The sequence below is a fragment of the Ancylobacter sonchi genome (assembly GCF_018390695.1).
GTDB lineage: Bacteria > Pseudomonadota > Alphaproteobacteria > Rhizobiales > Xanthobacteraceae > Ancylobacter > Ancylobacter sonchi.
Genome location: NZ_JAHBGF010000020.1, coordinates 586,548 through 601,616, shown reverse-complemented (window position 1 = coordinate 601,616; position 15,069 = coordinate 586,548). Strand labels below are relative to the sequence as shown.

Sequence of the window (15,069 nt, the reverse complement as noted above, 5' to 3'; positions counted from 1 at the left end):
CCCCCAATGCCCCATTATCGCTATCTCGGCCGCTCCGGCCTCAAGGTTCCCCCGCTCAGCCTCGGCACCATGATGTTCGGTGGCCCCACCGACGAGCCGACCGCGCAGCGCATCATCCACAAGGCGTTCGACCAGGGCTTCAACTTCCTCGACACCGCCGACGTCTATACCGGCGGCCGTTCGGAGGAGATCGTCGGCGCGGCGGTGAAGGCCAATCGCAACCGCTTCACCATCGCCACCAAGTTCACCAATCCGGTGGGCGGCGCCGACGGCGTGAACCAGAGCGGCTCGTCGCGCAAATGGATCTTCGAGGCTGTCGACAACAGCCTCAGGCGGCTCGGCACCGACTATATCGACCTCCTCTACTTCCATAAGGCCGTGGTCGACGAGCCGCTCGGCGAGGCGGTGCGGGCGGTGGCGGACCTGATCCGCGCCGGCAAGCTGCGCTATTTCGGCGTGTCGAACTTCCGTGGCTGGCGCATCGCCGAGGTGGCGCATCTCGCCGACCAGTTCAACATCGACCGCCCGGTCGCCAGCCAGCCGCTCTACAATCTGGTCAGCCGCACCGCTGAGGTCGAGCAATTGCCGGCGGCGCAGTTCTATGGGCTCGGCGTGGTGCCCTACAGCCCGCTGGCGCGCGGCATCCTCACCGCCAAATACGACCCGAACCAGCCGCCGGCCGCCGACAGCCGCGCCGGCCGCAACGATCCCCGCATCCGCGAGACCGAGTGGCGGCCGGAATCGCTCGCCATCGCGCAGGAGATCAAGCACCACCTCGCCTCGCGCGGCATCGCCCCGGTGGATTTCGCCATTGGCTGGGTGCTGAACAACAAGCTGGTCACCTCGGCCATCGCCGGCCCGCGCACCGAGGAGCAGTGGGACGGTTATGTGAAGGCGCTCGACTATGCCTTCACCGCCGAGGACGAGGCGCTGGTGGAGCGGCTGGTCTCTCCCGGCCACGCCTCGACGCCCGGCTATAACGACCCCGCCTATCCGATCGAGGGCCGCGTCCCGCTTATCGGCGAGGCGACGAAACTCGAGCGGCTCCCCCGTCCGCCGGTGCCGCTCAAGGCCGGCGCGGCGTAAGGAGGAACCCTCCCGGAGCCAACTCCCGAACCTCCTCCCCTCGACGCCGGCGCGCCGGGGGGAGGTTGATCGAGACCGGCACATGCCGGCGGCTACAGTCTCGTGACGCTGATGGAGATCACGACCAGATGATGCCGGGAATTCAACCGTTCAACAGCCCTACCCGCAACGCGTTGCGTCGTTGAACGGGCGTGCATTTCAACGTTTTTTCCGAATAGAATTTGTGAAAATCCATCAGATGCCGGTCGATTTGACCATCCATGCGATCATAAACCTCGGGGCACCTTGAACATTGAAAAGAAGTGCGCCAGCCTCGAATTGTATTGTCGATAGCGACAAGAGTTTTTGCATACCCTGGATCGCTACTGTTCAACCGCCTATCGGAAACGGCCTTCATGATCGCGCGCTGGCCACTCGCGATCAGGCCCCGGACCTGCTTCATCAGCTTGTCACGAGCCGCATCGGCGGGCGGATAGCTGCCTGGCAGCAACGTGTAGCCCAGAAAGACCTGTCCCCCGCCGATCGGACCGATGAAGGCTTTGTTCGGCGACGTCTCCGGATCGTAGATATCCATCCCCAGGCCCGACAGGAGAGTCTTCGCCGAATTCATGGCCCTCTTCACCGCCGCCATCGACTTTCCGATGAGGATGAAGTCATCGATGTAACGGATGCAGGTGATGCCCCGGCCGTTCATCTGGCGATCGAACTCCGCGAGGACAATGTTGCCGGCGAGCGCGGATAGCGGGCAGCCCTGCGCGACACCGTCGTCACCTGTCGGAAACAGTTTCCGGTCTTCCTCACTCAACTTGTCCGCATTCGACAATTCGACGGTCAGGGCATCCTGGACGAGCTGGACGAACTCCGGTTCGACAGCGGCACGCTCTAGGAATCCGATGACATCGGGCCGAGAGATCTTCGTAAAAAATCCGGAGATATCGGACCCGGCGACAAACCGGTCGCCCTCCTTAACCCGCTCATCGAACAGACGTATCGCGTGATCGACACCTCGACCACGAATGCCGCCGATCGATGTCGGCGTCTGCAGGACATGCTGGACGGCGGAAATCTCCGTGGCGTCCTGCAGGACATCGAGGATCGCACGCTGAACGATGCGATCCTCCAACGGCGCCACGACGATCGGCCGCTTTCCGGGCTTGCCGCCGCCCTTCGGGGGCGTGGCGCCATACGCCTTGTCAAAGCGGTAGCCGCCGTGGAGTCGCTTCTGAAGCCTACGAAGGTTGGCCGGCAAATTCGCCCCGAATTCGCGAGCCCTCTGCTTCGTTCTCTCCTGTTGAGAGGTCTCCGCGTTTCTCCGAATTGCATGCCATGCGGCCACCAGGACCTCCATGGAACGAACCCGTTTGCACAATGTCTTTTGTCGAAGCCTAGCTGTGGGACCTGCCGACAAAGTTATCCCCCGGCTACGGGCGTCCTTCAAGCGAAGCCCCGCGGACGAAAGACGCCGAGGCATCGACCTGCACCGCGAAGCTCATCGCCCCGCGATGGTCCCCGCCTCTCCGACCTGCACCCGTGACGGGCCAAGCGAGAAGCGGGATCAAGTCAGCCCTTGTTTCTTAGCCGATCGGAGCCGAGAACAAAAGAGAAACATTCATTTCTCGGCGGCGAGGTCTTGAGGATGTGGATAGCGATGGCAATCGTCATTCATCGGCGCCCGCCAAAGCCGGGCCTTCGTGCGGGCCATGCGCGTCGATCGCCGACGAACGGACATCTCTTTTAGTATATTAATTCAGTAGATTTTTCTCATTCCCGCCGCCGCCGCTGCGCTAGGCTTGGGTTCCCTTTTCCGGAACCTTGCCATGCTGTCGTTTGCCACCTTCCTGCGTCCGCTCGCCGCCGCCCTGCTGCTTACCGTTGCCGCCACCTCCGGCCATGCCGAGGAGCCGAAGCGCGGCGGCACGCTCACCATGATCGCGGTGCCCGAGCCCACCACCATCGTCGGCATCGACAACAGTTTCGGCGCCACCCAGCGTATCGGACCGAAAGTCACCGAGGGGCTGCTGACCTATGATTTCGAGCTGAAGCCGCATCCCCAGCTCGCCACCTCATGGGAAGTGGCCGAGAACGGCCTCGAATACACCTTCCATTTGCGCGACGGCGTGAAGTGGCATGACGGCAAGCCCTTCACCTCCGACGACGTCGCCTTCTCGATCCTGACGCTGAAGCGCACCCATCCGCGCGGGCGCGGCACCTTCGCCAATGTCGCCGAGGTGAGGACGCCCGACCCGCTCACCGCCGTGCTGGTGCTGTCGAAGCCGGCCCCCTATCTGCTCACCGCGCTCTCCGCCGGCGAGGCGCCGATCGTGCCGAAGCACATCTATGACGGCACCGACATCTCGGCCAATCCGAATGGCAGCCGGCCGATCGGCACCGGCCCGTTCGTGTTCAAGGAATGGGTGCGCGGCAGCCATATCGTGCTGGAGCGCAACCCCGACTACTGGGACAAGCCCAAGCCCTATCTCGACCGCATCGTGGTGAAGTTCATCCCCGACGCCTCGGCCCGCGCGGCGGCGCTGGAGACCGGCGAGGTGCTACTCGCCGGCGACAACCCGATCCCGCTCGCCGACCGCGAGCGTTTCCAGTCGCTGCCCAGTCTCGGCATCGAGACCAAGGGCTATGAATATGCCGGCAATCAGGGCCAGCTGTTCTTCAACCTCGACACCCCCGTGCTTAAGGATCTCAAGGTCCGCCAGGCCATCGCCCACGCCATCGACCTCAAGGCCAATCTCGCAGTGGCATGGTACGGCTACGGCGCGGTATCGCCGACCCCGATCGCCCCGGTGCTGAAGGCGTTCCACGACCCCAGCATCAAGCCGCACGCCTTCGACGTCGCGCTCGCCGAGAAGCTGCTCGACGAGGCCGGCCAGAAGCGCGGGGCGGACGGCAAGCGCTTCACCCTGCGCCTGCTCTACAACCCCTATAATGACGGCAACCGGCGCTCCGCCGAGTATATCCGCAGCGCGCTCGCCAAGGTCGGCATCAACGCGGTGATCGAGAACTACGAATTCGCCGCCTATGTCCGCAAGGTCTATACCGACCGCGCCTTCGACATCGAGGTCGAGCAGCTCGGCAACACCTTCGACCCGACCATCGGCGCCCAGCGCGGCTACTGGTCGAAGAACTTCAAGATCGGCCTCGGCTTCTCCAATGCCAGCCACTACGACAACCCCGAGGTCGACCGCCTGCTGGAAGCCGCGGCGGTGGAGATAGATCCCGCCAAGCGCCGCGAGCTGTTCTTCGCCTTCCAGCGTCAGGTGGATGCCGACTTGCCGGCGGTCAACCTCGTCTCCTTCCAGAGCTTCACCGTGTTCAACAAGGCGGTGAAGAACCACACGCTGACCGCCGACGGCCTCGCCGCCAATTTCGCCGATGTCTGGCTCGACCGCTGACATCCGGCCTTCCAAGGGAGATCGCAGCATGAATGTGCTCTCGTCGGCCTCACCCTACACCTCACTGGCCTCGTCGCCGGCCGACTTCCCCGACAGTCCGCTGTCGCAGGCGCTGAAGCAGCCGGCCCTGCTCGGCCTGTTCCTGCCGATCCATCACGGCGGGTGGAGCAACTCCACCCTGCCGCGCGGCACCGACTGGTCGTTCGACTACAACGCCAAGCTGACCCTGACGGCGGAAGCTCTTGGATTCGATCTAGTTTTCGGCGTCGCCCAATGGATGCCCAAGGGCGGGCAAGGCCCGACGCGCACCGAGGCTGGGCTGGATTCCTTCATCGCCACCGCCGCGCTCGCCTCGATCACCAGCCGGATCCTGCTGATCTCGACGCTGCACGTGCTCTACGGCCCCTGGCACCCGGTCCATCTCGCCCGTTTCGGCGCCACGCTGGACCATATTTCCAAGGGGCGCTGGGGCATCAACGTCGTCACCGGACACCGCGCCCACGAGCACGAGCTGTTCGGCTGGACCCGCATCGAGCACGACCGGCGCTACGAGCTTGCCGACGAATTCGTCAGCACGCTCAAACGTTTGTGGACGGATGAGGAGCCGTTTTCCTATGAGGGCGCCTCCTCCTGGCGGTTCAAGGATGCCTATATCAGCCCGCGTCCGCTCTATGGCCGGCCGGTACTGGTGAACGCCACCGGCTCGGATGCCGGCATCGATTTCGCCGCCCGCCACTCGGACCTCGTCTTCGTCGCCAGTCCCGGCGGCGGCGACATCGACAGCGCGCTCGCCTCGCTGCCCGCCCACACCGCGCGGCTCAAGCAGGCGGCGCGGGCGCAGGGCCGCGAGATCCGCACCATCCTCAACCCGTTGATCGTCGCCCGCGAAACCGAAGCGGAAGCAGAGGCTTACGCGCAGGCGATCGTCGATCACGCCGACCTCGCCTCCATCGCCGGCCGCTCACGCCTCGACAGCGACGCCCATGCCTGGCGCGGGCACACCGGCGAGAACCTGCGCTACGGCGTCGGCGGCGCCATTGGCGGCAATGTGCAGCTCATCGGCTCGCCCGAGCAGATCGCCGACCAGCTGGTGCGGCTCCACAAGGCCGGCGTCGATGGTTTCCAGCTGGCCTTCTACGATTTCGAGCCCGATCTCGCCTTCTTCGGCGCGCGCATCCTGCCTTTGCTGAAGCAGGCAGGACTCCGGCTGTGACCACTCCGGCTGTGACCGCTGAGGCCGCCTGAAATCAAGACGTACCAATGTCTTCGCCGGGATTGCCGCTCCCGCATCCCGAAGCGAAGGCCACCGGCGGCGGGATTTGGGGCTCCCGCCGCCGGTTCGCTCACTGGTCGATCCAGACCCCGGCGAGGTTGTCGTTGAGACCGCCGGCGCCCACCGTGTGGTCCTTGATCTTCCGGTTATAGATCGTCACCTGCGACAGGCTGAGCAGGGTGATGTCCGGCACCTCCTCCACCACCAGGCGCTGGAAGGCACGGAAATCGGCGACGCGCTTCTCCTCGTCGGTCTCCACCGCCGCCGCCTCCAGGGCCGCGTCGGCCTCGGGGTTGCTCCAGCCGGAGCCGTTGGAGAACGGTACGCCCTTCTTGAAGTTCTTCGACCAGTAGAGCCGCTGCACGCCGATGGTCGGATCGAAGGTGTTGCCCATCGAGTTATTGGTGAAGTCGAAGTCGCGGTCGGTATAGACGCGCTTGATGTAAGTGGCGAAGTCCTGGCTGCGGATCGTCACCTCGATGCCGATCCGGCGCAGCGCCTGCGCGAGATAGTCGGCGGTGCGCTTGTAGCCGTCGCCATAGGGCAGGAAGTCATGCACGAGCCGGAAGCGCACGCCGTCCGGCCCCCGCTTGAAGCCGGCCTCGTCGAGCAGTTGCTCGGCCCGCTTGGGGTCGTAGGCGTAGATCTTCGCGTCGGGATCGGAGTAGCGGGCCAGCACCGGGCTGATCGGGTTCGGAGAGATGACGCCATAGCCGTACCAGACGGTGTTCAGGATCACCTTGCGGTCAATGGCGTGCGCGATGGCGCGGCGCACCCGTATGTCCTTGAGATACGGGTTGGACAGGTTGAACTCGATGCGCGTGACCGAGGCACTGTATTCGTAGCCACGCGTCTCGATGCCGATCTCCGGCACCGCCTTCAGCCGCTCGATCTCGCTCAGCGGCACCGGGCTTTCGCCGCCGACATCCACCGCGCCGGTCTCGAACGCCACCGCCCGCGCCGCGGGATCGGGAATGAACTTGACGACCAGCCGGTCGATATAGGGTTTGGGCGCGTCCCAGTAGTTCGGGTTGCGCTCATAGACGACATGGCTGCCGCGCACCCATTCCTTGAAGATGTAGGGGCCGGTGCCGATAGGCGCGCGGTTCGCCGGATTGGTGGCGGGATCGCCGTCGCCATAGATGTGCTTCGGCACGATCGGCGTCTCGGAGGCCGCGAACGCGGTGAGCAGGAACGGCGCCGGCTTCGACAGCACGATGGTCGCGGTGAGCGGATCCGGCGTCTCGATGTCGACCACGCTGGAGAAGGTCGCGCGGCCGCGCGGATGATACTGCTTCAGGAGGCGGATCGAATTGGCGACGTCGGCCGAGGTGAAGTCGACGCCGTCATGCCATTTCACGCCCGGCCGCAGCTTGAACGTATAGCGCAGCCCGTCCTCCGAGACCTGCCAGGAGGTCGCGAGCTGCGGCTGCGGCTTCAGGTCGAAACCGTAGCTCAGCAGCCCCTCGGTGACCTTCGGCGATACCTTGCCGGTCGGACCGGCGGTGTTGGCGATGCCGACCAGCGTCGGCGGCTCGGGCTCTACGAGCATGTTGAGCGTGCCGCCGCGCTTCGGCGTCCCGTCGGCGAGCGCCGGCGCAACTCCAAGCAGCAGGGCGAGCGCGCCGCAGAGGATGCGGATCATGGGGGTCCTCGCTCATGTGACAGGGAAGGGTCGACCGAGCGGGATGCGTCCGGCATCCGCCCGGCCGCGGGAGAGGTCGGCTATTCCGCCGCCGCCTTGGCGCCGCGCCAGACCGCCGAGGCATAGAGGCTCTCGTCGAACTCGGCGGCGATGGTGCCGGTGATGCGCCGCTCATGGGCATCGAGATCGGCGAGGAACAGGTCGCGGCTGATGCGCGCCACCACGCTCGGAATGTCGCGCCGGAAGCTCGGCACGTCGCCGATCGGCAGGCCGAAGCTCACGAAGCCGCCGGGGTTGTAGACGTGGATATCCCCGAGATAGGGCGCCGCGCCCGGCTCCTTCTCCAGATATTCGTGCCCGAGTCCCAGATAGGGATGCGCGCCGAGCCCCTCATGCCGCTCGTCGGCCGGCGGCGCGTAGCGGTCGCGCCAGCGCAGGATATGGCCGGCGACATCGGCGAGCTCCGGCCGCGCGGCGGGATCGACGAAGTAGCCGGTGCCGGCGATGGCGAAGTCGAAGCTGAACCGCTCGCCGGCGGCGGTGGCGACGATCCGGCCCTCCTCTTCGCGCGCGCTCGTCCAGGGCGCGGCGAGGTGCAGGTGGAAATTGTCGAAGCGGACGACGCGCCGCACCGCATCGGGCGGCGGCGTCGAGCCGGCACGCAGGAAGCGCAGCGCCTGCAGCCAGCGCACCCGGTCCGGCAATGCGGGGTAGTTGTCATAGGCGCCGGGATAGCCGCGCAGCCGGTTGATCGGCACCGAGGCGACCCCGTCCCGCCGGGCGAAGAGATGTACCTCGGCGGCGCCGGCCTCCAGCGCGGTCGCCGCCGCGTCGAAGGCGGAAGCTGCCGCGCCGAGCACCGCCACCGACTTGCCCTTGAGTGCGGTAAAATCGATGGCATCGGCGGTGTGGGCATAGCGCGCGCGCGGCAGATTGTCGGCGAGCACCGGCGGCACGAACGGTCCGCCATTGCCCGCCACGCCATTGGCGAGCAGCACCTTGCGCGCCGTCTCCACGAAGGAGCGCCCCTCCGCCTCCAGATGCAGGCGGAACACCCCGCCCGCCGGCTCGATGCGCGTGAGCCGCACGCCATAGCGCACGGGAATGCGCAGGAAGTCCTTGTACCAGATCAGGTATTCCGCCCAGTCGCGGCGCGGGATGGAGGCGAGCGCGGCATAGGCTTCGCGCCCATGCCGCGCCTCGTACCAGGACTGGAACGACAGCCCGGCGATGCCAAGCTCCGGCCCCGGCAGCGCCTTCGGCGTGCGCAGCCGCTCCATCCGGGCCCGGGTGAGCCAGACGCCGGTCGAGCGTTCGTCCGGCGCCGCCTCGATCACGCTCACCCCGCCAACGCCCGCGCGCCGCAGCGCGAAGGCGAAGGTGGTCCCGGTCTGCCCGCCGCCGACGATCGCCACATTGTGGTCGACGCCCTCGCGCGGCGGCACCCAGTTCTCTGGATCGGGGCCGATGAGGCGCAAGGCTTCACGAGCAACGGCTTCACGAGCAACGGCTTCACGAGCAACGGCTTCACGAGCAACGGCTTCACGAGCGACGGCTTCACGAGCGACGGCTTCGCGAGCGACGGCGTCGACCGAGGCGGCGTCGGGAGAGGCGGGACTGGTCATGGGCGATGCGTTCCTCGTCGGTCTCGCGGGGGCTCAGCTCAGCACGTCGACGACGATGCGGTCGGAGAGCTTGGCCGGATCGGTGCGGGGTTTCAGGATGCCCACCGTCTTGAGGTCGTCGGCATAGATGGCGACCTCCTTCTGCAGGTCCGGGCCGCCGCCGAAATGGTGCTGGTGGGTATGGCTGCGGATGATCTCGGCGAGGATCGGCTTGGCGATCGGCGAATAGGCGGTGAAGATCTGCGCCGCCTCATCGGGGTTGTTGTGCACCCAGTCGGCGGCTTCCAGCAGCGCGCGGGTGAGCGCGGCGGCGGCCGGCTTGTTCTCGGTGAGGAACTCGTTGCGCACCGCGACGCCGCAGCAGCTGAGGTCCTTGTAGATGCCGTGCGCGAGGCCGCCGAGTTCGTTCAGGCTGCCATTGCTGTTCTTCAGCACCAGGTAGATGCCGGGATCGGCATCGGCGGCGGCGAAGATCTCACCCTTGCGCACGGCTTCGCCGAGCAGGTCGACCGGATAGACGCGCCACTCGACATCCTTGTTGGGGTCGAGGCCGGCCTTGTAGAGCTGCACCGAGGTGAAGTTCTTGGCGGCGCTGGCGAGGTCGACCACGCCGATGGTCTTGCCCTTCAGCTGCGTGTAGTCGGTGATCCCGGCTGAGGTCGGGGTCAGCACGCGGATGCAGCCGCCATGCAGCGCGCCGGTGAACTTGATGTTGATGCCCTGCTCCAGCGGCTTCAGGAAGCGCAGGATGAAGTTGACCGTGGCGTCGATCTTGCCGGAGGCCACCGCTTCCAGGCTCTGGTCGAAGGCCGAGCCGAACTTCACCACCTCGACGTCGAGGCCGTGCTTGACGAAGAAGCCCTTCTCCACCGCGGTGGGCACCGAGATGAGGCAGATGCCGGTGCCGCTCCAGCCGAGCTTCACCTTCAGCGGCGCGGCAGCCTGTGCCAGCGCGGGAACATCGAGGAGGCCGGCGGCGAAGGGCACGCCCGCCGCGAGCGCGCCGGCGGCTCCCAGGAGATGACGGCGCGAGATGAGGGACGACGTGTCGGACATGGAGGGACCTTTCGAAGCGAGCGGGAAATGACGGCGAGCGAGGAACGGCGCGGGGAAAACGGCTACCAGTCGGCGTCGAGGCCGAGCAGGCCGAGCACCTGACGGCGCAGTTCGGCGAGGCGCGGGTCGCCTCGATGGCGGGGATAAGGCAGGTCGACCGGGATATCGGCCTTCACACGCGCCGGCCGGTCGCTGAAAACGACGACGCGGTTGGCGAGGAACAGCGCCTCCTCGACGTCGTGGGTGACGAGGATGGCGGTGAAGCCCTCGCGCCGCCACAGCGACACCAGCTCGGCCTGCATGGTGATGCGGGTCAGCGAATCCAGCTTGCCGAGCGGCTCGTCGAGGATGAGCACGTCGGGGTCGTTCACCAGCGCGCGGGCCAGCGCGACGCGCTGCGCCATGCCGCCGGAGAGCTGGTGCGGATAGGCCTTGGCGAATTTCGTCAGGCCGACCAGAGCAAGTGCCTCGTCGATGCGCTGCTGCGATTGCTTCAGCGTGCCCTGCGCCTCCGGTCCGACCGCGACGTTGCGCCGGACGGTGCGCCAGGGAAACAGCGTCGGATCCTGGAACACCACCACCCGCGACGGGTTGGGTCCGGCGATCGGCCGCCCGGCCTCGCTGAGCTTGCCGCGCGTCGGCGGCTCCAGCCCGGCGATGAGGCGCAGGAGCGTCGACTTCCCGCAGCCGGAGGGGCCGAGCAGGGCGACGAACTCGCCGGGCGCGACGTGGAGGCTCACATCGTCGAGCACCTCCAGCACCGAGCCGTCGAGTTCGAAGCCGTGGCTGACATCCTCGATGTCGAGCGACGCGCCGGTGACGCGGGGCGCCTCCGGCGTCTGGATGGCGGCGGTCACCATGTCACGAGATCCTTCTGCCAGGAGAGGAAGCGGTCGCGGGCGGCGAACAGCAGCGACACCGCGCCCGAGCAGAGCAGCGCCAGCACCAGCAGCGCCGCATAGAGGTTTGCGTAGTCGCCCCAGCCCTGCGCCGCCTGCATGTAGAAGCCGAGCCCGGCCTTCACGCCGAGCAGTTCGGCCACCACCAGCACCGAGAACGAGGTGCCGAGCGCCATGAACAGGCCGACGAACACATGCGGCAGCGCGGCGGGGATCGCGACCTTCAGCACCAGGAAGCGCGAGCGCGCGCCCAGCGTGCGGGCGACGTCGTAATAGGCCGGGTTGACGCTCAATATGCCGGACCAGGTCAGCACGGTGACCGGGAAGCCGGTGGCCAGCGCGATCAGGAAGATGCCGGCGCTCCAGCTGGACGGGAAGGCGAAGAAGGCGATGGGCAGCCAGGCGCCGGCCGGCAGCGGACCGATGAAGCGCAGCACCGGATGCACCCAATAGGCGGCGCGCTGCGACCAGCCGATGGAGACGCCGGTGAGGAAGCCCGCCACCGCGCCGATGGAATAGCCCCACAGCTGGAGCTTCACCGAGGCGAGGATGCTCACCCCCAGCCGCGGGAAGTCGTCGAGATACACCTCGAGCAGCGCCTGCGGCGGCGGGAAGAACGGCAGCGGCAGCCAGCCGAGCTTGGCGGAGGCGAGCTGCCACAGCGTGAAGAACAGGCCGAGCACGATCAGCCAGAGCGCCGCGCGGTCGAGCCAGCGCGAGGCCGCTCCGAGCCAGCGGCTGCCGATCGCGAGCACGATGAAGGTGGCGGCCACCAGCCCGGCGGCGGCGGCGAAGGTCGGGGTGCGCGGCCAGTCGCCGACATCCTCTAAAGCCAGCGCCGCCGCCACCACCGCCAGCCAGGCGATGCCCGCCACGAGCCCGACGACATCCACCAGCGGCCGGGGGACCGCCGGCACCACGTCGGCGAGCGTGAGGTGAGGCGCGCTGGCGTGCCCCTGGGAAGGCGAGGGAATGTCGCTCATGGTCATTCCGCCGCCACCTGCTGCGCGAAGCGGTTATCCGGCCGCCGGAGGCCGAGATGATCGCGCAGGGTCGTGCCTTCGTAGTCGGTGCGGAACAGGCCGCGCCGGCGCAGCTCCGGCACCACCAGCTCGATGAAGTCGTCGAGGCTGCCAGGCAGCAGCGGCGGCATGACGTTGAAACCGTCGGCGCCGTAATTGACGAAGCGCTCCTCCAGCTGGTCGGCGATGTCGGCCGGCGTGCCGACCAGTTGCCAGTGGCCACGCGCGCCGGCGATGCGCAGATAGAGCTCGCGGATCGTCAGCTTCTCCCGCAGCGCCAGGTCGACCACCAGCGTCTGCCGGCTCTTGCCGCCATTGGTCGCCGGCAGGTCGGGTATCGGGCCGTCCACCGGATAGCCGGTGAGATCGGCGCCGAGATGGTCGGAGAGCAGGCCGAGCCCTACCTCGGGCGTGATCAGCTCCTGCAACGCGTCGAATTTCGCCCGCGCTTCCGCCCGCGTCCGCCCGATCACCGGCGAGACGCCGGGCAGGATCTTCAAATCATCGCGCGAGCGGCCGTAGCGGGCGAGCCGCGCCTTCACGTCGGCATAGAATTCGACCGCCTCGGCCAGCGTCTGCTGCGCGGTGAAGATCACCTCGGCGGTGCGTGCCGCCAGCTCCTTGCCGGGTTCGGACGAGCCGGCCTGCACCACCACCGGATGGCCCTGCGGCGACCGGGGAATGTTGAGCGGCCCGAGCACCTGGAAGTGCGGCCCCTTGTGGTCGAGCACGTGCAGCTTGGCGGGATCGAAATAGCGACCGGCCTCGCGGTCGCGCGGAAAGGCGTCGTCCTCCCAGCTGTCCCACAGCCCCAGCACCACGTCGGCGAACTCGGCCGCCCGCCGGTAGCGGTCGGCATGTTGCAGCTGGGCGCCGTGATTGAAGTTGAACGCCGCGTCCTGGTCGTTGGTGGTGACGAGGTTCCAGCCGGCCCGGCCACCGGAGATATGGTCCAGCGAGGCGAACTGCCGCGCGAGGTTGTAGGGCTCGTTGAAGCTTGACGAGGCGGTGGCGACGAGGCCGATCCGGTCGGTCGCCAAGGCGAGCGCGGAGAGCAGCGTGATCGGCTCGAAGGCCCGCACCCCGTTATGCGCCTTGGCGCTGGCGGCGGCGAGGTTGCGCAGCCGCACGCTCGGGCCGTCGGCGAAGAACACCGCGTCGAACTTGGCCGCCTCCGCCTTGCGCGCGAAATCGATCAAGCCCTTGAGCCCGTCCGGCGCCGCCTCGGGGTGCCGCCAGGCCGCCACGTGATGCCCGCCCTCATGGTAGAAGGCGCCCAGCCGCAATTGCCCTTCCCGCTTTGCCATTCGCAGAATCTCCCAAATGCCGGACATCGATCGGCTCAGGGCAAAGCGTAGTGATCCCTCCTGGAAAATCCTCACTTTATCGACGACGTGGGAAGTACGAATATCCTTCGTAGCCCCTCCTTCCAGTATAGATTTTTCATTTATCTGGAGCGATTGACACGAGCGGACCTCGACCTCCTAACTTTCGGCCACGACAACCTTCATCGCGGCGCGTGCATGCCTGTCGATAGCCCTACCCGGCAATAAAACCGGCCTCCGCTTCGACGCCCACCGCCCGGAAATATGAGGTGCAGAGGTGACCGACGCCGTCCTCGGCCCGACAACCCGCGACTCTGCCGCCGCCGGCGGGATCGCGCTTGTCCGTGGCTTCCTGTCTTCCCGTCCCGCCTTTCCCGGCCTTGCCGGCGCGGCGGGGCTGTGGCTGGTCGCGGCCGCCGTGACCGGCCTCTGGCCGGATCGCACGTCTCACCGGCTCACCGCCGATCTCGCGGCGGCGCAGGCGCTGTTCGCCATCCTGCTGCTCGCCTCGGCGGCGCTGGGACCGCGGCTCGGCCGCCTCGCCGGCTGGCTGCGCCGCAACGTGCCGTGGCTCGCCGTGCTGCCGGTGCTGCTCACCCTCTGGCAGATCGCCTCGGCGAAGACCGGCTGGTGGCCGCAGCCCTATTTCCCGCCGCCGCAGGACCTCGCCGACGTCTACGCCACCGACTATGCGCGGCTGTGGAGCAGCCTGCGCCACTCGTTGGTACTGCTCGCCCTCGGCACCGGCCTCGGCGCTCTGGCCGGGTTCCTCACCGGCGTGGCGACCGGCTGGTCGCGCGGCGTCGGCTACTGGGTGCACCCGGTGCTGCGCTTCATCGGGCCGGTGCCGACCACCGCACTGATCCCGCTGGTGCTGTTCACCTTTCCCGGCACCTTCAGCGCCGGCATCTTCCTGATCGCTCTGGCGACCTGGTTCCCGGTCACCGTGCTCACCTGGTCCGGCGTCGCCAGCGTCGATGCCGCCTATTACGACGTCGCCCGCACGCTGGGCGCCGACCGCCGCTTCCTGCTGCTGAGGGTCGCGGTACCGGCCTCGCTGCCGCATGTCTTCGTCGGCCTGTTCATGGGTCTCGGCAACGGCATATCGGTGCTGGTGGTTGCCGAGATGCTCGGGGTGAAGGATGGCCTCGGCTACTACCTGTCCTGGGCGCAGGGCTGGGGCGCCTATGGCCATCTCTATGCCGGGCTGCTGCTGATGGCGCTGCTGTTCTCCGCCGTCACCACCCTGTTGTTCCGCACTCGCGACCGGCTGCTCTCCTGGCAGAAGGGCACCGTCAAATGGTGATCAGCGAACTCGCCCTGGCCCCGCTGCCGGAAATCCGGCCGCGCCGGCTCCCGCCCCTCAGCCAGTTGGGAGCGCTCGCCACCATCGCTCTGCTGCTCCTTGGCTCCATCGGCGCCGCCGACGCCCACGCCCATCTCAAAAGCGCCTCGCCGCCGGTGGACGGCGTGGTCGCGGCCGCGCCCGGCGAGGTCACGGTCACCTTCACCGAGAAGCTGGAGGCGAAGCTCTCCAGCCTGGTGGTGACGGACAAGGGTGGCCGCGCGGTGAGCACGGGCGAGGTACGTCTCGCGGCCGGCGGCGACGGCAAGACGCTTGCGGTGACGGTTCCGGTGCTGCCGGCCGGCACCTATACGGTGCAATGGACCGCCGCCTCGGTCGACACCCACAAGACGACCGGCAGCTTCAGCTTCGCGGTCAAGCCGTGA

General features: G+C 67.4%; 12 protein-coding genes. 5 read left to right on the top strand and 7 right to left on the bottom strand.

Annotated features, from left to right (window positions below; genetic code table 11):
- Positions 1-6: 6 nt before the first annotated feature.
- A complete protein-coding gene (locus tag KHC28_RS13420) occupies positions 7-1,086 on the top strand; it encodes an aldo/keto reductase (protein ID WP_214008841.1) in 1,080 nt (359 codons plus the stop codon).
- A gap of 142 nt (positions 1,087-1,228) precedes the next feature.
- On the opposite strand, the gene KHC28_RS13415 is transcribed toward KHC28_RS13420, so the two are convergent.
- A complete protein-coding gene (locus tag KHC28_RS13415; protein ID WP_214008840.1) occupies positions 1,229-2,434 on the bottom strand; it encodes a reverse transcriptase domain-containing protein in 1,206 nt (401 codons plus the stop codon).
- Positions 2,435-2,903: 469 nt separating this feature from the next.
- Here KHC28_RS13415 and KHC28_RS13410 point away from each other — a divergent pair, with 469 nt between their 5' ends.
- The gene (locus KHC28_RS13410; RefSeq protein WP_214008839.1) at positions 2,904-4,493 is read left to right on the top strand and encodes an ABC transporter substrate-binding protein; all 1,590 of its coding nucleotides are present in this window, start codon (positions 2,904-2,906) and stop codon (positions 4,491-4,493) included.
- Between the two features lie 28 nt (positions 4,494-4,521).
- Positions 4,522-5,706: an LLM class flavin-dependent oxidoreductase gene (locus tag KHC28_RS13405; protein ID WP_214008838.1), complete on the top strand. Its 1,185-nt coding sequence runs from the start codon at positions 4,522-4,524 to the stop codon at positions 5,704-5,706.
- A 130-nt stretch (positions 5,707-5,836) separates the two neighbouring features.
- Here the strand turns inward: KHC28_RS13405 and KHC28_RS13400 are convergent, their stop codons facing one another.
- From KHC28_RS13400 to KHC28_RS13375, 6 genes are all read right to left on the bottom strand, one after another.
- Positions 5,837-7,411, bottom strand: coding sequence for an ABC transporter substrate-binding protein (locus KHC28_RS13400; protein ID WP_214008837.1), 1,575 nt, complete (start codon positions 7,409-7,411; stop codon positions 5,837-5,839).
- Positions 7,412-7,491: 80 nt separating this feature from the next.
- Positions 7,492-9,036: a flavin-containing monooxygenase gene (locus KHC28_RS13395; protein ID WP_214008836.1), complete on the bottom strand. Its 1,545-nt coding sequence runs from the start codon at positions 9,034-9,036 to the stop codon at positions 7,492-7,494.
- Positions 9,037-9,069: 33 nt separating this feature from the next.
- Positions 9,070-10,092: an ABC transporter substrate-binding protein gene (locus KHC28_RS13390; protein WP_214008835.1), complete on the bottom strand. Its 1,023-nt coding sequence runs from the start codon at positions 10,090-10,092 to the stop codon at positions 9,070-9,072.
- Between the two features lie 62 nt (positions 10,093-10,154).
- Positions 10,155-10,952 (bottom strand): ABC transporter ATP-binding protein, encoded by a 798-nt coding sequence (locus KHC28_RS13385; RefSeq protein ID WP_214008834.1) that lies wholly within the window; start codon positions 10,950-10,952, stop codon positions 10,155-10,157.
- Positions 10,946-11,980: an ABC transporter permease gene (locus KHC28_RS13380; protein ID WP_376772686.1), complete on the bottom strand. Its 1,035-nt coding sequence runs from the start codon at positions 11,978-11,980 to the stop codon at positions 10,946-10,948. Before KHC28_RS13380 ends, KHC28_RS13385 begins: the two co-directional genes overlap by 7 nt.
- Positions 11,977-13,320 carry an LLM class flavin-dependent oxidoreductase gene (locus tag KHC28_RS13375; RefSeq protein ID WP_214008832.1) on the bottom strand — a complete coding sequence of 448 codons (1,344 nt, stop codon included), beginning with the start codon at positions 13,318-13,320 and terminating at the stop codon, positions 11,977-11,979. Before KHC28_RS13375 ends, KHC28_RS13380 begins: the two co-directional genes overlap by 4 nt.
- A 295-nt stretch (positions 13,321-13,615) precedes the next feature.
- Here KHC28_RS13375 and KHC28_RS13370 point away from each other — a divergent pair, with 295 nt between their 5' ends.
- Both KHC28_RS13370 and KHC28_RS13365 read left to right on the top strand, forming a co-directional pair.
- The gene (locus tag KHC28_RS13370) at positions 13,616-14,644 is read left to right on the top strand and encodes an ABC transporter permease (protein WP_312893180.1); all 1,029 of its coding nucleotides are present in this window, start codon (positions 13,616-13,618) and stop codon (positions 14,642-14,644) included.
- Positions 14,638-15,069 (top strand): copper resistance protein CopC, encoded by a 432-nt coding sequence (locus KHC28_RS13365; protein WP_214008831.1) that lies wholly within the window; start codon positions 14,638-14,640, stop codon positions 15,067-15,069. The genes KHC28_RS13370 and KHC28_RS13365 overlap by 7 nt, the downstream gene beginning before the upstream one ends.

Coding starts and splice junctions, on each gene's coding strand:
- KHC28_RS13395 (WP_214008836.1), bottom strand. CDS start 9,036: ATGACCAGTCCCGCCTCTCCCGACGCCGCCTCGGTCGACGCCGTCGCT.
- KHC28_RS13415 (WP_214008840.1), bottom strand. CDS start 2,434: ATGGAGGTCCTGGTGGCCGCATGGCATGCAATTCGGAGAAACGCGGAG.
- KHC28_RS13375 (WP_214008832.1), bottom strand. CDS start 13,320: ATGGCAAAGCGGGAAGGGCAATTGCGGCTGGGCGCCTTCTACCATGAG.
- KHC28_RS13385 (WP_214008834.1), bottom strand. CDS start 10,952: ATGGTGACCGCCGCCATCCAGACGCCGGAGGCGCCCCGCGTCACCGGC.
- KHC28_RS13390 (WP_214008835.1), bottom strand. CDS start 10,092: ATGTCCGACACGTCGTCCCTCATCTCGCGCCGTCATCTCCTGGGAGCC.
- KHC28_RS13420 (WP_214008841.1), top strand. CDS start 7: ATGCCCCATTATCGCTATCTCGGCCGCTCCGGCCTCAAGGTTCCCCCG.
- KHC28_RS13400 (WP_214008837.1), bottom strand. CDS start 7,411: ATGATCCGCATCCTCTGCGGCGCGCTCGCCCTGCTGCTTGGAGTTGCG.
- KHC28_RS13405 (WP_214008838.1), top strand. CDS start 4,522: ATGAATGTGCTCTCGTCGGCCTCACCCTACACCTCACTGGCCTCGTCG.
- KHC28_RS13410 (WP_214008839.1), top strand. CDS start 2,904: ATGCTGTCGTTTGCCACCTTCCTGCGTCCGCTCGCCGCCGCCCTGCTG.
- KHC28_RS13365 (WP_214008831.1), top strand. CDS start 14,638: ATGGTGATCAGCGAACTCGCCCTGGCCCCGCTGCCGGAAATCCGGCCG.
- KHC28_RS13380 (WP_376772686.1), bottom strand. CDS start 11,980: ATGACCATGAGCGACATTCCCTCGCCTTCCCAGGGGCACGCCAGCGCG.